Source organism: Streptomyces sp. A0592 (assembly GCF_004795115.1).
Taxonomy (GTDB): Bacteria; Actinomycetota; Actinomycetes; order Streptomycetales; family Streptomycetaceae; genus Streptomyces; species Streptomyces erythrochromogenes.
Map to the genome: position 1 here is coordinate 268755 of NZ_SSBM01000007.1, position 20795 is coordinate 289549.

Below are 20795 nucleotides of genomic sequence, written 5' to 3' on the forward strand. Positions count from 1 at the left end.
GCTCAGCAGCTCAGAGGAGTGGGGGATCAGGCCTTGACGGCGGCGTCCGCGGCCTCGCCGATCTTTGCGGTCCCGGCCGGCGGGGCGCCCTCGGAAGCGGCCGCCGGGTTGTGCACCGCAGGCTTGGACTTCAGGGCGACCTCCTTGATGAACACCACCAGGACCAGTCCGAGGAGCGCGAACGGGGCGGCGCAGAGGAAGACGTCGCCGACGCCGTGCCCGTACGCGGACTCGATGACCTCGCGGATGGGCGCGGGCAGCTTGTCGAGGTCGGGGATCCCGCCGCCGGCGGTGCCGCTCCGGCCCAGGGCCGCGGCCTTCGGGCCGAGGGCGGTGAGCCCGTCCTGGACGTAGTGCGTGACCCGGTTGGCCATGACCGCGCCGAGCGCGGAGACACCCATGGCGCCGCCGAGGGAGCGGAAGAAGGTGACGACCGAGCTCGCCGCGCCCAGGTCCTCGGGGGCCACCTGGTTCTGGGTGGCGAGGACCAGGTTCTGCATCATCATGCCGAGACCGAGGCCGGTCACCGCCATGTAGATCGCGATGTGCCAGTACGGGGTGTCGTGGCGGAGGGTGCCGAGCAGGCCCAGTCCGGCAGTCAGCAGCACACCGCCGGAGACGAGCCAGGCCTTCCACTTACCGGTCTTGGTGATCACCTGACCGGAAACGGTGGAGGAGACGAAGAGCCCGGCGATCATCGGAATCGTGAGGATTCCGGACATCGTGGGGGACTCGCCACGGGCCAACTGGAAGAACTGGCTGAAAAACACGGTCCCCGAGAACATCGCGATGCCCACGAACAGCGACGCGGCGGACGCGAGAGTGATCGTCTTGTTGCGGAAGAACCGCAGGGGGATGATCGGGTCGCTCGCACGGGACTCGACGAGGACGAAGAGCACTCCGAGGAGCACCGAGCCGCCCGTCATCGCCCAGGTCTGCCAGGAGATCCACTCGTAGGAGTCGCCGGCCTGGGTGACCCAGATCAGCAGCAGCGAGACGGCGGCGCTGATCAGGAAGGCGCCCAGCCAGTCGACCTTGACGTCGCGCCGGACGACCGGCAGCCGCAGCGTCTTCTGGAGGACGATCAGCGCGATGATCGCGAAGGGCACGCCGACGTAGAAGCACCAGCGCCAGCCCAGCCACTCGGTGTCGGTGATGACGCCGCCCAGCAGCGGGCCGCCGACGGTGGCGACGGCGAAGACCGCGCCGAGGTAGCCGCTGTACCGGCCGCGCTCGCGGGGGGAGATCATCGCGGCCATCACGATCTGGGCGAGGGCGGAGAGGCCGCCGACCCCGATGCCCTGAACCACGCGGCAGGCGATGAGCGTGCCGGTGTTCTGGGACAGGCCCGCGACCACGGAGCCGAGGACGTAGATCACCAGGGATATCTGGACCAGCAGCTTCTTGCTGAAGAGGTCGGACAGCTTGCCCCACAGCGGGGTGGCCGCCGTCATGGACAGCAGGGCGGCGGTGACCACCCAGGTGTACGAGGACTGGGTGCCGCCGAGGTCGCTGATGATCTGGGGCAGGGCGTTGGACACGATCGTGGACGAGAGGATCGCCACGAACATGCCGAGCATGAGCCCGGACAGCGCCTTCATGATCTGGGGATGGGTCATGTCCACGGATGTGGACACGGGGTCGGTCGTCGTCTCCGACTGGGCCATGTCTTTCCTTCCTCTAGAAGCTCGATCGGAGTCGGGCCAGCAGGGTGTTGAGTACGTCGATGTCCTGGGCGGACCAGTCGTGGAGGGCTCTCTCCAGGGCGGCCGAGTACCGGGCACCGATCTCGGTGAGCAGCGCCCTTCCGGCCGGGGTGAGCCGCAGGATGCGGCAGCGTCCGTCGCCCGGGTCCGGCTCGCGCTCGATCCAGCCGCGGGCCGTGATGTGGGTGACGTGCCGGCTGGTGACCGAGATGTCGACGGCCATGAGGTCGGCCAGCCGGCTCAGCCGCATCTCCCCGTGCCGGTCGAGCACCGTGAGTACGGCGGCCGTGCCGGGCGGGCAGTCCGCCGGCAGGTTGCGGGCGAGCTCGCGCTTGACCGCGCCGATTCCGGTCAGCCGGCGGGCCAGCTCCTCGTGCGGAGTGGTCCGCGTCGTCTGTGTCGGCACCGGGCGACCCCCCATCTTGTTGCTTGAGGCAACCATAGAAGCCGGTGGTTGCTACAGGCAAATGAATCCGGGGGGTGGGGCGGTAAAAGAATCGGAAAACCGGCTAGGGTCCTGCTCCATGGCTGAGAACCACAACTCACAGGTCCCCGAGGGCAACTACGACCCGGCGGGCAGCACCCAGATGTTCCGGGCCTTCGTCGAGGAGGCCGCACCGGCCCGGCAGGCGGGCGGTCCGGGGTCGCGCCAGCAGCGCCGCGCCGAGCAGGAGGCGTCCAAGTCGTCCGGCCCGGCCGTGAAGGTGGGGCTGGTCCTCGCGCTCGTGCTCGTGATCGGCGCGGCCGCCTGGGTCGTCCTGCACTGAGGCCGCGGGCCCGCCAGGGCCGCGTGGGCCGCGGGGGTCGCCGGGGCCGGTCAGCCCCAGGTCGCGGTGACCTTCCGGGTGTCCACGTGCATGCCCAGCGGCACCCGCCAGGCCTCCAGGCACACCGTGTAGGTCTGCGTCCTGGAGGCTCCGCCCGCGACGGGCGCGGGCAGCGGCTGGGTCGTGGTGATCGTGGCCCAGTCGATGCCGAGGGCGCCGATGACGTGTGTCGCGAAGCTGACCGTGCCCGAACGGGCCGCGGTGGTGCCGGTGTTGGTGAAGGTCACCGTGACCCGCTCGCACCAGCGGTCGGCCGCGGCGGACCGGACCGGCGCGGACAGCGTCAGCTGCGCCGGGGTGGCCGGGGGCGGCGCCGGGGGTGTCGTGCCGGGCCTGCCCGGAGGTCCGGTCGGACTCGTGGGGCCACTGGGGCTCGCGGGGTCCGTCGGCGCGGCGGGAGCGCCCGGAGCGCCGGGGTTTCCGGGTGACGCGGGCGTACGGCCCGGGCCGGCGGCGGCGCCGGGGGCGCCTGCGGAGCCGCCGGGGGCGAGGCTCGCGGCTCCGCCCGGTGCGGGTCCGGCCGCGCTCCCCGATCCCGCGGGACCGGTCGACGTACTGGACGACCCGGCGGATCCGCCTGCCGCGGACGGGCCGCCGAGCTGCTGGAACTCCACTCCGCCCTGCGGGGCGACGTTCTCCCCCGCACCCCGTTCGGGGCCCGGGGCGGCTGCGCCCACGGCGGAGAAGCCCTCGCGCGCCGGGCCGCCGCAGCCGGTGAGGCCGGCGGCGGCGGTGCAGCACAGGGCGAGCAGGGCGGTGGCCGCCCGCGATCCCTTTCGCATCGCGCCAGTGTTCCTGACGCTCCGTCAATTGGGAAGCGGTAGGTGCCGGATCGCCCCGCGGAGCGATCCGGCGACCAGGCCCGCGACCCCGCGGTCCCTGCGTCAGTCGCCGATGAGGCCCACGCGCAGCTGCGCGAGCGTGCGCGTCAGCAGCCGGGAGACGTGCATCTGGGAGATGCCGACCTCCTCGCCGATCTGCGACTGCGTCATGTTCGCGAAGAAGCGCAGCATGATGATCTGCCGCTCCCGGGGCGGGAGTTTGGCGAGCAGCGGCTTCAGGGACTCGCGGTACTCGACGCCCTCCAGCGCGGTGTCCTCGTAGCCGAGGCGGTCCGCGAGCGAGCCCTCGCCGCCCTCGTCCTCCGGGGAGGGCGAGTCGAGCGAGGAGGCCGTGTAGGCGTTCCCGACGGCGAGGCCGTCGACGACGTCCTCCTCGGAGACGCCGAGCACGGCGGCGAGTTCCGGCACGGTCGGCGAGCGGTCCAGCTTCTGGGCGAGCTCGTCGCTGGCCTTGGTCAGCGCCAGGCGCAGCTCCTGGAGCCGGCGCGGGACGCGCACGGACCAGGAGGTGTCCCTAAAGAATCGTTTGATCTCGCCCACGACGGTCGGCATGGCGAACGTCGGGAACTCCACCCCGCGTTCGCAGTCGAACCGGTCGATCGCCTTGATCAGGCCGATGGTGCCGACCTGGACGATGTCCTCCATCGGCTCGTTGCGGCTGCGGAAGCGGGCGGCGGCGTACCGCACGAGGGGCAGGTTCAGCTCGATCAGGGTGTCGCGTACGTACACCCGTTCGGGGCTGTCCGCGTCCAGGGTGGCAAGTCGCTGGAAGAGCGAGCGGGAGAGGGTGCGGGTGTCGATGGCTTCCGAGCGTTCGGAGACTGCCGGCGGCGTCACGGGCTTTACAAGCGTGAGCACCTTGGAGCTGCCCTGGTCTACGGACATGCCACCCCCTTGAGGTCGCGGACGGTCGCGTACGGCGCGCCCGTCAGAGGAACGCAGCTTCCACCTGAATACCGGAGGCGGGGCCGCGGCAAACGCGGTTCACGCAGAATGTCACATGTCGGCAACACGCTGTAGCGCCATATCGACATATAGCTCCGACGACAGAAGGGGGCAGAACGTGATCAGCCCGTTCTGTCGGGAAACGCGTGATTGATCTACACCCGTTCCGGTTAAGCCTCGATCCTGTTTGCGGATCTCAGACGGGCGAAGCTCCGGGCGAGCAGGCGTGAGACGTGCATCTGGGAGACGCCCAGCTCCGCACTGATCTGTGACTGCGTCAGATTGTTGTAGTACCGCAGGAGCAGGATCCGTTGCTCGCGCTCGGGCAGTTGTACGAGGAGGTGGCGGACGAGGTCGCGGTGCTCGACCCCGGCCAGCTCGGGGTCCTCGTAGCCGAGCCGGTCCAGCAGTCCGGGCATGCCGTCGCCCTCCTGGGCGGCCTCCAGGGAGGTCGCGTGGTAGCTGCGCCCGGCCTCGATGCAGGACAGCACCTCGTCCTCGGTGATGCGCAGCCGCTCGGCGATCTCGGCGGTGGTCGGGGTGCGGCCGTGGAGCGTGGTGAGGTCCTCGGTGGCGGCGTTGACCTGCACCCACAGCTCGTGGAGGCGGCGCGGTACGTGGACGGTGCGGACGTTGTCGCGGAAGTACCGCTTGATCTCGCCCACGACCGTCGGCATCGCGAAGGTCGGGAACTGCACGCCGCGGTCCGGGTCGAACCGGTCGATGGCGTTGATCAGCCCGATCGTCCCGACCTGGACCACGTCCTCCATCGGCTCGTTGCGGCTGCGGAAGCGGGCGGCCGCGTACCGGACCAGCGGGAGGTTGGCCTCGATCAGAGCCCCGCGCACCCGGGCGTGCTCGCCGGTGCCCGGCTGGAGGCCCTTCAGCTGGCCGAACAGGACCTGGGTGAGGGCCCGGGTGTCCGCGCCCCGGCTCGCGGGTCTCGGGGCTGTCGGCGCTGCCGGAGCTGTCGGCGCTGCCGGGGGCTCCTCGGGCGGCTGCCCCTGGCGGGTCCCGTTCCGGGGTTCCTGCTGGGGCGGCACCTGGGGGTCCTGCTGGGGTGGCACTTGAGGCGCAGTACTGGCCGGCACGGTCACGCCACCCCTTCAGTCAACTCATCCGTCAAAAGCGGTCATAGCATCACAAGAGATGTGCACTGTGTGCAAGCACCGTATATCGCCGTGTTGAGGGCAAGTTGGGCATATCCGGGCATTATGCCTGGCGGGGGGTACGCAAAAGCCCCCCACCCGTCGAGTGGGGGGCCGGAAGTCCGGGAACCGCTTCGGCGTATGGGTCAGCGCACCAGTTCGGTTATGAACTCGCCGATGCCGGAGGCGGCATCCGATATCCCCTGGAAGCCTATTTCCACGATCTCGGCGGCTCGCTTCGGCTGGGTGATGATCACGAAGAGGGCGAAAACGGTGAGGGCACCCGTGATGAGCTTCTTGGTGTCCACGTGCGGGCGGCCTCCCCAACCGGTCCTTGCAAGTCGGGTGAGTCTAACCGGTCAGGATGTGGCACTCACCTGTCCTTTAAGGACCAATGGCCCGGTGCTCCGGGCCTTTTGCCGGTCGGTCGGCGGTCGTTGCGGGGCGCACGATGGAGGGGAGCCCACCGGTTCTGGCAGGAAACCGGTGGGTGAGGGACAGGGCCTCACTGCGGGGTCCGGGCCGCGAGCTTCCCCCTGACTGCGGCCCGGACCGGCAGGCCCGTCCGCGTCGGGGGAAGCGGCTTGTCCCCCCGATGCCGCTTCCCCCGTCCAACGCGTCGAAGGCCCCGACCCCCGGTCGGGGCCTTCTTCGTGTCCGCCCGCGCAGCCGCCGCTACTGGATGGCGCCGGCCAGGTCCGTGAGGGGCTGCACGGGGGCGATCACGGGTGCCAGCTGGTTGGGCAGGTCCGTCAGCGCGTTGAGCCCGTTCGCGCCGTCGCCGACCTTCCCGACGACCTCCTGGACGGATGCGGGCTGGACCCCCGCGGGCGTCCCGGGCGACGGGATCGGCACGTCGGGGAGGGTCAGCGGGGAGATCGGGGCCGTGTCCGCGGAGGCGGCGGGTGCGGCGAGGCCCGCGGCGGCCCCCGCGAGGGCGAAGGCGGCGAGGATGCGCTGGGTCTTGGTCATGCCGTGACAACGGCCGAGGGGGCGGGCGGTCACGCCGCTGTCCTCCGGAGAGCCGATCGGGAACACCACCGGAACACAGCCGGAGCGAGAGGGAGCGCCTCGGCAAGGCCTCCGGAATACGCCGAGAGCCCCGACCCTTGCGGGGCGGGGCTCTCGATCGAAGCGGTAGTGGAGGGATTTGAACCCCCGATGGGTTGCCCCATACTCGCTTTCGAGGCGAGCTCCTTCGGCCACTCGGACACACTACCGAGATGGATCCTAGCCTAAGGAACCCCATCCGCTGAAATCGGTGGGGCCGGGGGCGTCCCGGCGGGGCTCACAGGTCGCGGAAGAAGTCCCTCAGCTGCCGTGCGCACTCGTCTCCGAGCACCCCGCGCACCACTTCCGGCCGGTGGTTGAGCCTGCGGTCCCGTACGAGGTCCCACAGCGAGCCGGCGGCGCCGGCCTTCTCGTCGTCCGCGCCGTAGACGACCCGGGCGACCCGCGACTGCACGAGCGCGCCCGCGCACATCACGCACGGCTCCAGGGTGACCACGAGGGTGCACCCCGGGAGCCGCCATTCCCCGAGCTCGGCGGCGGCCCTGCGCAACGCCAGGACCTCGGCGTGCGCCGTGGGGTCGCCGCTCGCCTCGCGCTCGTTGTGCCCGGTGGCGAGGACTTTCCCGTCCGGGCCCAGCACGACGGCGCCGACCGGCACGTCGCCGGCCGGCACCGCCCGGGCGGCCTCCTGGAGCGCCAGGCGCATGGAGGCCCGCCACGGGTCCCGTACGGGATCGACGGGATCGGTGGTGTCCGTGGTGAGCACTAGCGGACGGCCTCCAGGACCTCGGTGGCGCCGAGGGACTCGGCGATCTCCGAGAGAGCGTCCCCGTCCAGGGTCATCAGTTGCTTGTTGGTCACGCCGAGGTCGTCCAGCAGCCGGGGATCGCCGAGCGGACCGGCCGGTACCGGCTCCGAGCCGGCCCCGCGCTCCCCGTCCTCGTCGGCGTCCTCGTCCGTGAACGCGGCGATGGATTCCTCCTCGCCGTCCTCGGTGCCGTCCAGGTCCAGCTCGTCGAGTTCGTCGTCCTCCTCGTCGCTGCCCAGCAGCTCTTTGGTCAGCATCGAGCCGTAGGAGCTGCGGGCGGCCGCTGCGGCGTTCGACACGAAGTACCGCGGGTCCTCCTCGCCGTCCACGCGGACGACGCCGAACCAGGCGTCCTCCTGCTCGATGAGGGCGACCACCGTGTCGTCGTCGACAGCGGCGGAACGGGCGAGATCGATCAGATCACTGAGGGACTCGACACCGTCGAGTTCCATGTCGCTCGCTTCCCACCCGTCTTCGGTGCGCGCGAGCAGTGCGGCGAAATACACCGTGACTCTCCCACTGTCTTAGGCGTGCCGGTTGGAGGTCCCCCCGGCCGGAGGTTGGAGCGGAACGGCCGTGCTGCTCGCCGCCCTGCCCCGCCCAATCGGCATCGTGGCAGAAACAGCGGCCTTGCGAGAGGTCTTCCGCGCTTGCGTCGTGCCGCGCCCTGTCCCGACGGGGCCGGTGCGGGGTTGTGGCGCCGGGGCGTTCCGGGGTGGCGGGGGCCGTGCCGGTTGCCCGGAGAGCCGCTCGTGTCGCGCCGGCGACACCGTCCGGACGCCCGGGTCACCGCCGGGTCACCAGCGGAAAGTGCGCATCCGCATCTGCTGGCGCATTCGGGCGGCACGGGCGCGGCGGGGCTGTACGCGATCGCGCAGTGCGCGGGCCTCCATCAGGTCACGCAGGAACTGCGCGCGGCGTGCTCGGCGCTGCGCCGCGGTCTCCGGAGTGTCGTCGCTCGGCTGCGTGTCGGGCATCGGCCACCACCCTGGGCTGGTCGGTCGTTTCCCCCTGCACCCACCTTCCCCCGGACAGGGCGTTTGATGCCACCCCCGTGCAGGTCAGACGTTGTCCTTGAGGGTCGGGACGATCGCCACCGGGCCGTGTGCGTGGTGCAGTACGGCATGGGCCACCGAGCCGATCTGCAGCGACATGGCGGTGCGCCGGGGGTGGTGGCGGCCGACCACGACCAGGGCCGCCGACCGGGAGGCGTCGACCAGCCGGCCCGCCGGGTCGCCGGGGACCGCGGCCTGCTCGACGGGGACGTCCGGGTAGCGCGCGCGCAGCGGCGCCAGCCGCTGTGTCTGGGAGCGCAGCATCTCCCGCTCGGCCGGGACGCCGTCCCCCTCGTCGGCGAGGCCCTCCGGCGGGATCACCTCGAAGGGCCGGTCGATCACCAGGGCCGGCGCGGGCGGGACGGCGTACGCGGAGACCACCTGGACGGTGGTCCCCCGCACGGCCGCCTCCTCGAAGGCGAAGGACAGTACGTCGTCGGGCGTCTCGGCGGCGTGCAGCCCGAGCACGACGCGTCCGGCGGACTCCTCCGAGGCGGCCGCCCCGGCGTCGCGATCGGCGTGCGGGACCACCACCACGGGGCACGCCGCCGTCGAGGCCACCGCCCTGCTGCTCGACCCGAGCAGCAGGCTGGCGAAGCCGCCGCGGCCCCGCGAGCCCATCACGAGCATCAGGGCTCCCGTTCCGATCACCCGCAGCGCCTCGGGGACGGATCCCTCCAGCGACTCGTACCGGACCCCGTCCGGCAGGGCGGCGCCTCCGCCGATCATGCTCCTGACCCAGTCGTTCACGGGGTCGGGGTACTCCTCCGGCTCGGAGGCGTCGTGCAGCGACGCCCGCCGGCCGGCGTACAACTGGGCGTGATCGGGCAGTACATGGGCGACGAGAAGCCCGGTACCGTGCCGCAGGGCGGCCCCCCGCGCCCACTGGAGTGCTTTGAGGCTGTGCTCGGACCCGTCGACGGCTGCGATCACCGGTGCGTTGCTCACCAGTCCAGCGTGCTGGGCGTCCGGGCGGGTCGCATCCGCAGGCCGCCGCGGACGTGGCCGCCGCCGGGGACGCGAAGGGGCGTCGTCAGCGCGTAGCCTTTTGGGTGCAGGTCGCGTCGTGCGACCGTTTTTGCCGGTCGCAGGCTGAGTTTTGGAGGATGTTGTGCGTTTGCAGGTCGTCGATCACCCCTTGGTGGCGCACAAACTCACCACCCTGCGCGACAAGCGCACCGATTCCGCCACCTTCCGGCGGCTCGCGGACGAGCTCGTGACCCTGCTCGCGTACGAGGCCACCCGTGACGTGCGCACCGAGCAGGCCGACATCGAGACGCCGGTCGCCCCGACCACGGGCGTGAAGCTCTCGGCCCCCCGGCCGCTGATCGTCCCGATCCTGCGGGCGGGCCTGGGCATGCTGGACGGCATGGTGCGGCTGCTGCCGACCGCCGAGGTGGGCTTCATGGGCATGGTCCGCAACGAGGAGACCCTGGAGGCCTCCACGTACGCGACCCGCATGCCGGAGGACCTCTCCGGACGCCAGGTCTACGTCGTGGACCCGATGCTCGCCACCGGCGGCACCCTCGTCGCGGCGATCCAGGAACTGATCAAGCGCGGCGCCGACGACGTCACGGCCGTGGTGCTGCTGGCCGCGCCGGAGGGCGTCGAGGTCATGGAGCGCGACCTGGCGGGCACGCCGGTGACGGTCGTGACGGCCGCGGTGGACGAGCGGCTCAACGAGCACGGCTACATCGTGCCGGGCCTGGGCGACGCCGGCGACCGGATGTACGGCTCGGCGGAGTAGTTCCCGGCGGCCAGGCGGCCGACCGGCCAGGCGGTCCGGCGGCCCGGCGTCTCCGCCGGGCCGTCCGCTCAGCAGTTCTTGGCGGGCGCGGGTGCGGGGTTGGCCAGGAGGGCCAGCGCCTTGTCAGCGTCCTCCTTCGTGCTGAGCTCCTTGAAGGCGTCGCCCAGGATCAGGTCGACGTCCGCGGTCTCACGGGTGTCGGTCTGCTGGGTGGTGCCGGCGAGCTGGGTGCCGAGGACGGCGAAGACGGCCTTGTCGGTCGCCGGGGAGCCCAGCAGTATCCCGGTCCCGGGGACCTTCTTGTCGAAGTCCGCCGGGGCGTTGCCGACGGTGCCGATGAGGAAGCCGCGTTTGGCGAGTTCGTCGCCGACGGCCTTGGCCAGGCCCGCCCGCGGGGTCGCGTTGTAGACGTTGACCGTGATGGTGCCGGGCTGGGGGAGTACGACCGCCGGTTTGGCGGGTGCGGACGCCGTGGCGGCGGCCGCTGGGGCACCGCCCTTGGCCGCGGCCTCGGGTGACTTCGTCGGACAGTCCTTGGCACCGGCAGCCGTGTTCCGCTTGGGGCCATCGCCCCGGAACACGCCGATGAGCTGCAGTGCCCCGTAGCCGACCAGGGCAAGCGCGAGGACCGAGCCGAGCACGGCGAGGACGATCCGACGTCGGCTCCGCTTACGGCTCATGCGGGGGTAGGCGGTCCCCGTGACGCGGTACTTTCCGCCCATGCCGGGGGGAGTGAGCATGCTCATGGGCGCAGCGTAATGCGACCCGGTGGCGATGCCTACTAAATGATCTGCTGATAGGTCAATGGTGACCCGAAAGGCGCAATCTACGCGAAGCGTCAGTCCATCTCGAGGACGCGGGCGTGCAGCACCTGACGCTGCTGCAGGGCCGCGCGGACGGCGCGGTGCAGCCCGTCCTCCAGGTAGAGGTCGCCCTGCCACTTCACGACGTGGGCGAAGAGGTCGCCGTAGAAGGTCGAGTCCTCGGCGAGCAGCGTTTCGAGGTCCAGCTGGCCCTTGGTCGTCACGAGCTGGTCGAGCCGGACCGGGCGCGGCGCGACGTCCGCCCACTGCCGGGTGGTTTCCCTGCCGTGGTCGGGGTACGGCCGCCCGCTTCCGATGCGCTTGAAGATCACACGGAAAGCCTACCGGGCCCGTGCCTGCGAGCGCAGCCTCGCAAGGGTGGTGCAAAAGTGGCAGACAGTGCTATTTGGGGAGTGATCCATGAGTGAGAGCACCGATGCCGCCGCCGCGGACCCGACGGACCCGGCCGGGCAGATCGCCGCCGGGTACGCCTTCACCGGGCCCGCGCTCGATCTGGGGGCCCTCCTCTGGGACGGCGCGTGCCTGCCCGACCGTCAGATCCGCATCCCCCTGTCCATGCTCAACCGGCACGGGCTGGTCGCCGGTGCCACCGGCACCGGCAAGACCAAGACGCTCCAGCTCATCGCCGAGCAGCTCTCGGCGAACGGCGTCCCCGTCTTCCTCGCGGACATCAAGGGCGATGTCTCGGGGATCACCGCACCCGGCACGCCCGGCGAGCGGATCGACGAGCGGGCCCGGGACGTGGCCCAGACCTGGGAGCCCACCGGATACCCGGGCGAGTTCTACTCGTTGGGCGGGATCGGCCCCGGCATCCCGGTCCGCTCGACCGTCACCGCATTCGGCCCGGTGCTGATGTCGAAGGTGCTCCAGCTCAACCAGACCCAGGAGCAGTCCCTCGGCCTGATCTTCCACTACGCCGACACCAAGGGCCTGGAGCTGATCGACCTCAAGGACCTGCGCGCGGTCGTCGCCTTCCTCGTCTCCGACCAGGGGAAGGCCGAGCTCAAGGGCATCGGCGGACTGTCCACGGTGACCGCCGGGGTGATCCTGCGGGCGCTGACCGCCTTCGAGACGCAAGGGGCCACGGAATTCTTCGGCGAGCCCGAGTTCGACACGAGCGAGCTCCTGCGCACGGCCGCCGACGGCCGCGGGGTGGTCTCCGTACTGGAGCTCCCGGCCGTCCAGGACAAGCCGCAGCTCTTCTCCACCTTCCTGATGTGGCTGCTGGCCGACCTGTACAACGACCTGCCGGAGGTCGGCGACCTGGACAAGCCCAAGCTCGTCTTCTTCTTCGACGAGGCCCACCTGCTCTTCAGCGGCGCCTCGAAGGCCTTCCTGCAGTCGGTCACCCAGACCGTCCGGCTGATCCGCTCCAAGGGCGTCGGCGTCTTCTTCGTGACGCAGACCCCCAAGGACGTCCCGGCCGACGTGCTCGCCCAGCTCGGCAACCGCGTGCAGCACGCCCTGCGCGCCTTCACCCCCGACGACGCCAAGGCGCTCAAGGCGACCGTGAAGACCTTCCCGCACTCCGCCTACGACCTGGAGGAGCTGCTCACCGGGCTGGGGACCGGCGAGGCGGTGGTCACCGTGCTCAGCGAGAACGGCGCCCCCACCCCGGTCGCGGCGACCCGGCTGCGCGCCCCGCAGTCGCTGATGGGACCGATCGCGGCGGCGGACCTGGAGCGGGCCGTGAAGGCCTCGCTGCTCTGGTCGCGCTACGCGGAGCCGGTCGACCGCGAGTCGGCGTACGAGAAGATCAGCGCCGAGCAGGCCGCCGCCGAGGCGCAGGCGGAGGCCGCCGCCGCGGCGGCCGAGGCGGAGAAGCAGGCCAAGGCGGCGGAGAAGGAGGCCGCGCGGGCGGCCGGGCGCGGCGCCCCGAAGGCGGACCCCTCGCTGGCCGAGCAGGTGGTGGGCAGCGGACTGTTCCGCTCGCTGGCCCGCTCGATCGGTACCCAGCTGGGCCGGGAGATCTCCCGCTCCATCTTCGGTACGGCGCGCAGGCGCAGATGACGCGGTGACAGACTCGCCCCATGCGGACTGAACTCACCGACACCACGTCCAGCAAGGTCAACCGGGCCCTGCTCGCAGCACGCCGGGCGATAGGCAGCCCCACCATGGGGCTGGTGCTGACGCTCGTCGTCGTCACCGACGAGGAGAACGCCTACGACGCCGTACGCGCGGCCTCCGAGGCCTCGCGCGAGCACCCCTGCCGCATCATCGTGGTCATCAAGCGGGTCTCGCGCGGCCCGCACAAGCTCCGCGCGAGCCGGGTGGACGCCGAACTGCGGGTCGGGTCCGACGCCGGCACCGGCGAACTCGTACTGCTGCGCCTGCACGGCGCGCTCACCGAGCAGGCCGGATCGGTCGTCCTGCCGCTGCTGGTGCCGGACGCGCCGGTGGTGGCGTGGTGGCCGGCCGCGGCCCCCGCCGACCCGGCGCGCGACCCGCTGGGTGCGCTCGCGCAGCGCCGGATCACGGACGCGGCCGCCGCCTTCGATCCGGTGGGCGTGCTCGACGAGCGGGCCGCCGGCTACCAGCCCGGCGACACCGACCTGGCCTGGACCCGGCTCACGCCGTGGCGGGCCCTGCTGGCCGCGGCCCTGGACCAGAAGCCGCTGCCGGTGACCGGTGCGGCGGTGGAGAGCGAGCCCGACAACGCGAGCGCCGAGCTGCTGGCGCGCTGGCTGGAGGACCGGCTCGGGGTGCCCGTCGACCGGGTGGCGACCGGTGGCCCGGTCATCACCGGGGTGGTGCTGCGCACCACGGGCGGGGACGTCCGGGTGGACCGGCCCGCGGGCGCGCTGGCCACGCTGACCCTGCCGGGGAGCCCCGACCGCAGGGTGGCCCTGAAGATCCGCAGCGGTGCCGAACTGATCGCGGAGGAACTGCGCCGCCTCGACGCGGACGTGGTCTACGGCTCCGCGCTGCGGCGGCGGCCGCTCCAGGCGGGGCTCTCGGCGTAGTGGTTGTCGTAGGTCGCCGAGCTGTCCTTGATGTCCTGCACGGTGGCCTCGCCCGCGTTGACCCGGCCGAGGAGCCGGTAGTAGTCGAAGCGGCCCATGCCGGGGGTGAAGCCGACGAAGACGCTCGCCGTGTGGCCGGCGGCGGGGGCGAAGGCGTGCTTCACGCCCGGCGGGACCGCGATGAAGTCGCCGGCGTCCAGGGTCTGGATCTCGTCGCCGACGAGGACGTCGAGGCGTCCCGCGGTGACGTGGAAGAACTCGCTGGCCCTGGTGTGGAAGTGCACCGGGGCGCCCGCCGCGCCCTCCTCGAAGGTGGCGGTGTTGCAGGTGAGCTCGGCCGTGTCGGTCAGCAGGGTGATGAGGCTGCCCGGGGCGTCCTGGATGGCTTCGGCGGTGGCGGCGCGGGTCGCGATCTCTGTCATGTCTTCAATCTACGAGCCCGATCGACCGGTGGCAGGGGTCAATCAGGACCCTGTGCCGCCGGTCAATTCGAGCCGCTCCACCCGCCTGAACAGCGACGGAGCGGCAAAGGGCGAAACGGGGGTCAGGAGCCGCCCGCGGCTTTCGCCGCCTTGGCGGCGGCCTTCATCTCCTGCTTGTGCGCCCGCACCTTGGCCAGGGATTCGGGCCCGGTGATGTCGGCCGCCGAACGGTAGACGTTCGCCTGTCCGTAGCCGCCCGCGGCCTCCCGCCAGCCCGTCGGCCGCACCCCGAACCGCTTGCCCAGCAGGGCGAGGAAGATCTGGGCCTTCTGCTCCCCGAAGCCCGGCAGCGCCTTGAGGCGCCCCAGCAGCTCCTGCCCCGTCGCGGCGTCGGCCCAGACGGCCTCGGCGTTCCCGTCGTAGTGCTCCACCAGGTACGCGCACAGCTGCTGGATCCGGGTCGCCATCGACCCCGGGTACCGGTGCACGGCCGGCTTCTCGGAGAGCAGGGCGGCGAAGGCCTCCGGGTCGTACGCGGCGACGGCGTGCGCGTCCAGGTCGTCGGAGCCCAGCCGCCGGGCGATCGTCCAGGGCCCCGAGAACGCCCACTCCATCGGCACCTGCTGGTCCAGCAGCATGCCGACGAGCGCCGCGAGCGGGCTCCGGCCGAGCAGCGCGTCGGCCTCCGGCTGCTGTGCCAGCCGGATGGTGATGTCCTTGTCCATGGCTCCAGCGTCCCGCGCGGGCGCGCTCCCCGCGCGGTCGGCACACCGCGCGCCTAGCGTGAGTTGCGACGACAGCGAGGAACGAGCCGAGGAGTCGATCGATCATGCTTGAGTTCCCCGAAGGCGCGCCCTGCTGGGTGGACGCGATGTTCAGGGACGTGGAGGGCGCCAAGACCTTCTACGGCGACGTGCTGGGCTGGACCTTCGGCGAGTCCAGCAGTGAGTACGGCAACTACACGCAGGCCTACTCGGACGGCAAGGCCGTCGCGGCCGTGGTACCGCCGATGCCCGGGGTCGACGCCCCCTCGCAGTGGTGTCTGTACTTCGCCTCCGCCGACGCGTCGGCCACGGCCGGGAAGGTGACCGCGAACGGCGGCGAGGTCCTGATGGGCCCGATGCAGGTCGGCTCCTTCGGGACGATGCTCATCGCGAAGGAGCCGAGCGGCGCCGTCTTCGGCGTCTGGCAGCCGGGCGAGCACAAGGGCTTCGAGAAGATGGGCGAGGCGGGTTCATACGCCTGGGCGGAGGTCTTCACCCGGGAGCCGGCCGAGCCGGACGCCTTCCTGCCGAAGGTCTTCCCCTACAGCGCCGAGCGGATGGACGACCCGGAGGCGCCCGACATGGACTTCATGGTCTTCAGCGCCGGCGACCCGGGGCAGCCCGTGCTGGGCCGGATGAAGATGGACGACGACTTCCCGCCGGATCTGCCGCCGTACATCCAGGTCTACTTCGGGGTCCCGGACTGCGACGAGGCGGTGTCGAAGACCCAGAAGCACGGCGGGAAGCTGCACTTCGGCCCGATGGACAGCCCGTTCGGCCGGTTCGCGGCGGTCTCCGACCCGCAGGGCGCCGCCTTCGCGGTGATCGACCTGACCACGACGGTCGGCGAGATGCCGAGCTTCGGCTGATCCGGACGCGTGCCCCGCCGGGCCGTGACGCCGTCCGGCACGGCAGACTTCGCCCCTGAAACGTGAGTTCGAGCGTGAGGGGGCGGACCGGATGAGACGTGCAAGACGTGCGGCGGCCGTGGCGGCGGCGGGATGCGGGCTGGCGATACTGGCGACGGCCTCGTGCGCGGTGCCTCCGGCGCCGCCGCTGGCACCGCAGGCGCAGCAGACGGCCACGGCCGTGCCCCCACTGAAGCCGTCGCCGTCGTCAACGCCGTCGTCGTCGCCCTCCGCCTCTGTTTCGCCCTCGCCCTCGCCGTCGCTCCCCCCGGGGCCGTCCGGGCCCGCCGCGCCGGTCGGGGACGGCAGGGCCACGGCCGCCGACCGGCCGCTCCTGGAGGCCGTCCGGCGCGGAACCGATGCCGCCGTGCCGGACGACGACGCCGTGATCGTGATCAACCGCGGCCCCGAGGGCACGGGCGAGCTCGCCTGGATGCCGGACGACCGCAGCTACTGCCTGGCCGTCATCCGCGAGGCCCGCGCGGAGACGAGCTGCAAGCCCCTGCCGAACTCCTGGGCGCGGATCGGGATCCGGCTGGTGACGACGGGCCGTACGGTCTCCGCCCGTACGGTCTTCTTCGCCGTGGTGGACGGCGGCCACGGCCCGTACGCGTACGCGGGAACGGCAGCCGCCGGCCCCGGCCCGGACATGGGCCCGGTCCACGACGCCACGGCCGCCTTCGCTTCGGGCCGGACGCTGAGCCTCCTGACGTACGAGCGCCCCGTCGGGGGCAGGACGCCGGGTGACCAGTACATCTGCAGCGCGGACAACGCGATCTGCTTCCCCGCCCTCGACGCCTACGCCGGCTAGGCCCGGCGGGAGCTCAGCGGGCTGTCAGCGGCCTGTCAGCACGTCCCGGCATCGTCCTGCTCACCAAGAGGGCGACAGCCGGGAGAAACGTGATGACCAGCAGGAACGACCAGATCTCGCAGGCCGCGCTGGCCGAGTTCGTCCGGGCCACGGCCGCCGAGTTCAGGATCCCGGGCGCCGCCGTCGGCGTGTGGGTGGACGGCCGCGAGATCCACGCCTGCCACGGTGTGACCGACGCGGGCGCCGCAGACCCGGTCCCGGTGGACCGGAACACCCTGTTCCAGCTGGGGTCGGTCACCAAGACGTACACGGCGACCGCGCTGATGCGGCTGGTCGCGGAGGGCCGCGTGGAGCTGGACGCGCCGGTGCGCCGGTACGTCCCCGAGCTCGTCCTCGCCGACGAGCGGGCCGCGGCGGAGATCACGGTGATGCAGCTGCTCAACCACACCGCCGGCCTGGACTGGAACGTCATCGCCGACACCGGTGTCTGCGACGGCGCGCTGGCCGGCTTCGTCGCCGCGATGGCGGAGCTGCCGCTGATCGCGCCGCCGGGCGCCCGGGCCTCGTACAGCCAGGCCGGGTTCAACCTGGCCGGGCGGATCATCGAGAAGGCCACCGGCCTGACGTACGAGCAGGCGGTCGCCGAGCTCGTCCTGCGGCCGCTGGGGCTGACGCGCACCGGCTTCGACGCCGGAGACCTGCCCGGCGGCCCGGCGGGGAACAGCGCGGCGGGCCACAACCTCAACGAGGACGGCACGCTGTCCGTCTCCCGGGCCTGGGCGGTGGGCCGCGGCGACCGCCCGGGCGGCGGCCTCGTCTCCTCGGTGTCCGAGCAGCTGCGCTGGGCCCGATTCCACCTCGCCGACGGCCGTACGGAGGGCAGCACGGGCGTCCTGCCCGCCGAGCGGCTGCTGCGGATGCGGCAACCTACCGTTGAGCTGCGGGGCAGCGCGCTCGGCGACGCCTTCGGCATCGCCTGGTTCCTGCGCGAGGTCGACGGCGTGGCGACGGTCGGGCACGGCGGCTCCACGAACGGCCAGTTCGCCGAGCTGCTGATCGTGCCGGAGCGCGACTTCGCCATCGTGGTGCTCTCCAACTCCGCCCCGAACAGCATCCCCTTCAACCAGGCGGTGGTCCGCCGGGTGCTGGAGACCGGCCTGGGCGTGGTCGACCGGGACCCGGAGCCGCTGCCGTACGACCCGGCCGCCGCCCCGGAGATCGTCGGCCGCTACGCCAACGACGCGATCGCGCTCGTCATCGCCGCCGACGGGGAGGGCCTGACGCTGGAGGTCGGGATCAAGCCGGAGGTCCGCGCGGGGTCGGACGGCGAGATGCCCGCGGACTACCCGCCGGAGTCCATCGGCCTGCTGCCGGGCAGGGACGACGAGTACATCGTCACGAGCGGCGGCCTGCGGGGGCAGCGCGGCTTCTTCACCCGCGACGCCGCGGGGACGGTCGTGGGCGTCGACCTGGCCGGCCGGCTCTTCGGCCGGGTGTCCCCTTCGTGATCGGTACGCTCATGCCGCAGGGGGCACCCTGATCGCCAGTACGCCAGTACGCCAGTACGCCAGTGGCCCGATGGACGTGGGGCGACTTCGTCGAGGGTGTGGACCCGTTGGTCCAGTGCCTCGGAGAGGGGCTGGCGGCCCGGTCCGTCCCGGCTTCGCACCGGCTCGCCGTCGGCGGGCCGACCATCCGCCTCGCGGTCTCGGAGGCCGGCAGGTCCGGTGGCACGCCGTTCCACGGTGAACTCACCCTGACCGGATCCGTCGAGGAGCCGGCGGGTGCGGTCAGGTCGGCCATGCGCTCCGGCCGCGTCGGATCCGTGGACGCCAGGAGCACCGGTGCCGAGGAGCTTTCGGCGGAGGGCCTCCTCGACCTGAGCGTTTCCGTGGACGCGAACTTCGCCGCGGTGGAGCTGATCACCTACTCCGACGCGTGGATGCCGTACGACCTCAAGGGCCGGGCCCAGCCCGCCGTGTACGCCGACGGCGACGGGCGTCGTTCCCCATGTCGACCAGGAAGGAGCCCCTTCCGACCCCTGGTCCCCGTACGAGATCCCCCGGCGGTACGACGTCCTCACCGTGCCCCCGGCTTCGGGCGCATCGGATACCGGCGCTCGGTGCCGGGCGAGCCCTCACGGAGCTGCGCGCACGGGCGGAAGTCGTCCGACCGTTCCGTCTCTCCGTCCGCTGCGGGCCGGTGTCCGGCGACGCAAAAGTCGAAGGGCCCCGCTGCAAGCAGCGGGGCCCTTCGACAACGTGCCCGGTGAGGCACTGGCGGAGGATACGAGATTCGAACTCGTGAGGGGTTGCCCCCAACACGCTTTCCAAGCGTGCGCCCTAGGCCACTAGGCGAATCCTCCGCGGCAAACAATACAAGACGTGGAGGGGTGCTCGCGAACGTGATCGTCCGGCGGGGATCCGGAGGGGGCGGCTCGGGGGTGCGGGCGGGGGCGGGGTCGATTCCGGGGGCGTGGATCCGCTAGGGTGGGGCCAGCCCCTCACGTGGCGCTATCTCACCCAACTCCCCCAGGGCCGGAAGGCAGCAAGGGTAAGTGGGCTCTGGCGGGTGCGTGGGGGGCGCTTTGCGTTCCGGGGGCCCTTCGTGGCGCCGGCGGGCCGCTGTTGTCGGTGGGCCCGGATAACCTCGTAGACGTGTCGTCCCTTGCGCTGTACCGCCGCTACCGCCCCGAGTCGTTCGCCGAGGTCATCGGTCAGGAGCATGTCACTGCACCCCTGATGCAGGCCCTGCGGAACAACCGGGTCAATCACGCGTACCTGTTCAGCGGGCCGCGCGGGTGTGGAAAGACCACCAGCGCGCGCATTCTCGCCCGGTGCCTGAACTGTGAGCAGGGTCCCACTGCGATCCCCTGCGGGGAGTGCCAGTCCTGCCGCGACCTCGCCAGGAACGGGCCGGGCTCCATCGACGTCATCGAGATCGACGCCGCCTCGCACGGTGGTGTGGACGACGCCCGCGACCTGCGCGAGAAGGCATTCTTCGGCCCCGCGTCCAGCCGCTACAAGATCTACATCATCGACGAGGCCCACATGGTCACCTCGGCGGGCTTCAACGCCCTGCTGAAGGTGGTCGAGGAGCCGCCGGAGCACCTCAAGTTCATCTTCGCCACCACCGAGCCGGAGAAGGTCATCGGGACCATCCGGTCCCGGACGCACCACTACCCCTTCCGCCTGGTCCCGCCGGGGACCCTGCGGGAGTACCTGGGCGAGGTCTGCGGCCACGAGGGCGCCCGGGTGGAGGACGGCGTGCTGCCGCTCGTCGTGCGCGCCGGAGCCGGCTCCGTGCGTGACTCGATGTCCGTCATGGACCAGCTCCTCGCCGGCGCCGGCGAGGAGGGTGTGACGTATGCCATGGCCACCTCGCTGCTGGGCTACACCGAGGGCTCGCTCCTCGACTCCGTCGTCGACGCCTTCGCCTCCGGGGACGGCGCGGCCGCCTTCGAGGTCGTCGACCGGGTCGTCGAGGGCGGCAACGACCCGCGCCGGTTCGTCGCCGATCTGCTGGAGCGGCTGCGCGACCTGGTCATCCTGGCCGCCGTGCCCGACGCCGGGGAGAAGGGGCTGATCGACGCCCCCGCCGACGTCGTGGAGCGGATGCAGGCGCAGGCGTCCGTGTTCGGCGCCGCCGAGCTGTCGCGTGCCGCCGACCTGGTCAACGCCGGCCTCACCGAGATGAGGGGGGCGACCTCGCCGCGGCTCCAGCTGGAGCTGATCTGCGCCCGCGTGCTGCTCCCCGCCGCCTTCGACGACGAGCGGTCCTTCCAGGCCCGCCTGGACCGCCTGGAGCGCAGCGGGGCCGCCGCCTTCGCCGCCGGGCCGCCCGCCATGGGCTACGTGCCCGGGCCCGAGGCGCATGCCATGGCCCCCGCCGGTCCGGGAGGGGGCCCCGCCGCCGCGCGGGCCGCCGCCGCCCGGACGCCGGCTCCGGATCCGGTCGCACCGGTCGCACCGGTCGCTCCTCCCGTCTCCGCGCCCGTGCAGGCGCCCCCGCCGG

Annotated in this window: 23 protein-coding genes, 2 tRNA genes and 1 other RNA gene; 9 read left to right on the plus strand and 17 right to left on the minus strand. The window is 72.0% G+C overall.

The genetic code is table 11. The features are described from left to right. Positions 1 to 26 precede the first annotated feature (26 nt). Both E6U81_RS13870 and E6U81_RS13875 read right to left on the minus strand, forming a co-directional pair. Positions 27 to 1667, minus strand: a complete 1641-nt coding sequence (locus E6U81_RS13870; RefSeq protein WP_136230379.1) for an MDR family MFS transporter — start codon at positions 1665 to 1667, stop codon at positions 27 to 29. Positions 1668 to 1680: 13 nt separating this feature from the next. Then, positions 1681 to 2127 carry a MarR family winged helix-turn-helix transcriptional regulator gene (locus tag E6U81_RS13875; RefSeq protein WP_136230380.1) on the minus strand — a complete coding sequence of 149 codons (447 nt, stop codon included), beginning with the start codon at positions 2125 to 2127 and terminating at the stop codon, positions 1681 to 1683. 103 nt (positions 2128 to 2230) lie between these two features. Between E6U81_RS13875 and E6U81_RS13880 the strand changes: the two genes are divergently transcribed. Beyond that, the gene (locus E6U81_RS13880; RefSeq protein WP_136230381.1) at positions 2231 to 2473 is read left to right on the plus strand and encodes a hypothetical protein; all 243 of its coding nucleotides are present in this window, start codon (positions 2231 to 2233) and stop codon (positions 2471 to 2473) included. A gap of 50 nt (positions 2474 to 2523) precedes the next feature. Here E6U81_RS13880 and E6U81_RS13885 read toward each other — a convergent pair whose 3' ends face one another. From E6U81_RS13885 to E6U81_RS13925, 10 genes are all read right to left on the minus strand, one after another. Next, positions 2524 to 3315: a hypothetical protein gene (locus E6U81_RS13885; RefSeq protein WP_136230382.1), complete on the minus strand. Its 792-nt coding sequence runs from the start codon at positions 3313 to 3315 to the stop codon at positions 2524 to 2526. A 102-nt stretch (positions 3316 to 3417) separates the two neighbouring features. Continuing rightward, on the minus strand, positions 3418 to 4260 hold the full coding sequence (locus E6U81_RS13890) for an RNA polymerase sigma factor SigF (protein WP_136230383.1): 843 nt from the start codon (positions 4258 to 4260) through the stop codon (positions 3418 to 3420). A gap of 230 nt (positions 4261 to 4490) precedes the next feature. Next, positions 4491 to 5387: an RNA polymerase sigma factor SigF gene (locus E6U81_RS13895; RefSeq protein ID WP_240803792.1), complete on the minus strand. Its 897-nt coding sequence runs from the start codon at positions 5385 to 5387 to the stop codon at positions 4491 to 4493. A 227-nt stretch (positions 5388 to 5614) separates the two neighbouring features. Then, a complete protein-coding gene (locus E6U81_RS39795) occupies positions 5615 to 5776 on the minus strand; it encodes a hypothetical protein (protein ID WP_167344740.1) in 162 nt (53 codons plus the stop codon). A gap of 367 nt (positions 5777 to 6143) precedes the next feature. Beyond that, entirely contained in the window at positions 6144 to 6473 is a 330-nt protein-coding gene (locus E6U81_RS13900; RefSeq protein ID WP_136230385.1) for a hypothetical protein, read from the minus strand. A 130-nt stretch (positions 6474 to 6603) separates the two neighbouring features. Next, positions 6604 to 6688: transfer RNA gene (locus tag E6U81_RS13905), tRNA-Ser, on the minus strand. A 68-nt stretch (positions 6689 to 6756) separates the two neighbouring features. Further along, positions 6757 to 7185: a tRNA adenosine(34) deaminase TadA gene (tadA, locus tag E6U81_RS13910; RefSeq protein ID WP_240803802.1), complete on the minus strand. Its 429-nt coding sequence runs from the start codon at positions 7183 to 7185 to the stop codon at positions 6757 to 6759. Between the two features lie 59 nt (positions 7186 to 7244). Further along, positions 7245 to 7793 carry a hypothetical protein gene (locus E6U81_RS13915; RefSeq protein ID WP_136230387.1) on the minus strand — a complete coding sequence of 183 codons (549 nt, stop codon included), beginning with the start codon at positions 7791 to 7793 and terminating at the stop codon, positions 7245 to 7247. Positions 7794 to 8084: 291 nt separating this feature from the next. Then, positions 8085 to 8264, minus strand: coding sequence for a hypothetical protein (locus E6U81_RS13920; RefSeq protein ID WP_030647083.1), 180 nt, complete (start codon positions 8262 to 8264; stop codon positions 8085 to 8087). Between the two features lie 84 nt (positions 8265 to 8348). Further along, complete coding sequence (locus E6U81_RS13925; protein WP_240803793.1) at positions 8349 to 9290, minus strand: universal stress protein; 942 nt, start codon at positions 9288 to 9290, stop codon at positions 8349 to 8351. 163 nt (positions 9291 to 9453) lie between these two features. Between E6U81_RS13925 and upp the strand changes: the two genes are divergently transcribed. Further along, positions 9454 to 10089, plus strand: coding sequence for a uracil phosphoribosyltransferase (gene upp / locus E6U81_RS13930; RefSeq protein WP_030647077.1), 636 nt, complete (start codon positions 9454 to 9456; stop codon positions 10087 to 10089). A gap of 68 nt (positions 10090 to 10157) precedes the next feature. Here the strand turns inward: upp and E6U81_RS13935 are convergent, their stop codons facing one another. Then, complete coding sequence (locus E6U81_RS13935) at positions 10158 to 10835, minus strand: LytR C-terminal domain-containing protein (RefSeq protein ID WP_136230388.1); 678 nt, start codon at positions 10833 to 10835, stop codon at positions 10158 to 10160. A 92-nt stretch (positions 10836 to 10927) separates the two neighbouring features. Next, on the minus strand, positions 10928 to 11224 hold the full coding sequence (locus E6U81_RS13940) for a type II toxin-antitoxin system VapB family antitoxin (RefSeq protein ID WP_008740979.1): 297 nt from the start codon (positions 11222 to 11224) through the stop codon (positions 10928 to 10930). 88 nt (positions 11225 to 11312) lie between these two features. On the opposite strand from E6U81_RS13940, the gene E6U81_RS13945 reads away from it, so the two are divergent. Together E6U81_RS13945 and opcA are read left to right on the plus strand one after the other, a co-directional pair. Further along, positions 11313 to 12923 (plus strand): helicase HerA-like domain-containing protein, encoded by a 1611-nt coding sequence (locus E6U81_RS13945; RefSeq protein WP_136230389.1) that lies wholly within the window; start codon positions 11313 to 11315, stop codon positions 12921 to 12923. Positions 12924 to 12943: 20 nt separating this feature from the next. After that, positions 12944 to 13876: a glucose-6-phosphate dehydrogenase assembly protein OpcA gene (opcA, locus tag E6U81_RS13950; protein WP_136230390.1), complete on the plus strand. Its 933-nt coding sequence runs from the start codon at positions 12944 to 12946 to the stop codon at positions 13874 to 13876. Here opcA and E6U81_RS13955 read toward each other — a convergent pair. Beyond that, positions 13825 to 14298: a cupin domain-containing protein gene (locus tag E6U81_RS13955; protein ID WP_136230391.1), complete on the minus strand. Its 474-nt coding sequence runs from the start codon at positions 14296 to 14298 to the stop codon at positions 13825 to 13827. The two genes, opcA and E6U81_RS13955, sit on opposite strands and share 52 nt — an antisense overlap. Before the next feature lie 122 nt (positions 14299 to 14420). Further along, positions 14421 to 15023, minus strand: coding sequence for an HhH-GPD-type base excision DNA repair protein (locus tag E6U81_RS13960; RefSeq protein ID WP_136230392.1), 603 nt, complete (start codon positions 15021 to 15023; stop codon positions 14421 to 14423). A 104-nt stretch (positions 15024 to 15127) separates the two neighbouring features. Between E6U81_RS13960 and E6U81_RS13965 the strand changes: the two genes are divergently transcribed. The 3 genes from E6U81_RS13965 (at position 15128) to E6U81_RS13975 (ending at position 18289) form a co-directional block, all read left to right on the plus strand. Further along, positions 15128 to 15931 (plus strand): VOC family protein, encoded by an 804-nt coding sequence (locus E6U81_RS13965; RefSeq protein WP_136230393.1) that lies wholly within the window; start codon positions 15128 to 15130, stop codon positions 15929 to 15931. Between the two features lie 406 nt (positions 15932 to 16337). Beyond that, positions 16338 to 16781, plus strand: a complete 444-nt coding sequence (locus tag E6U81_RS39800) for a hypothetical protein (RefSeq protein ID WP_168714627.1) — start codon at positions 16338 to 16340, stop codon at positions 16779 to 16781. Positions 16782 to 16873: 92 nt separating this feature from the next. Continuing rightward, positions 16874 to 18289 (plus strand): serine hydrolase domain-containing protein, encoded by a 1416-nt coding sequence (locus tag E6U81_RS13975; protein WP_206309921.1) that lies wholly within the window; start codon positions 16874 to 16876, stop codon positions 18287 to 18289. Positions 18290 to 19058: 769 nt separating this feature from the next. Here the strand turns inward: E6U81_RS13975 and E6U81_RS13980 are convergent. Further along, positions 19059 to 19146: transfer RNA gene (locus tag E6U81_RS13980), tRNA-Ser, on the minus strand. A gap of 129 nt (positions 19147 to 19275) precedes the next feature. Between E6U81_RS13980 and ffs the strand changes: the two genes are divergently transcribed. Both ffs and E6U81_RS13990 read left to right on the plus strand, forming a co-directional pair. Next, positions 19276 to 19374, plus strand: an RNA gene (ffs, locus tag E6U81_RS13985) — signal recognition particle sRNA small type. 64 nt (positions 19375 to 19438) lie between these two features. Continuing rightward, positions 19439 to 20795 (plus strand): DNA polymerase III subunit gamma and tau (locus E6U81_RS13990; protein ID WP_136230395.1); only part of this gene is annotated, 1357 nt, incomplete at its 3' end.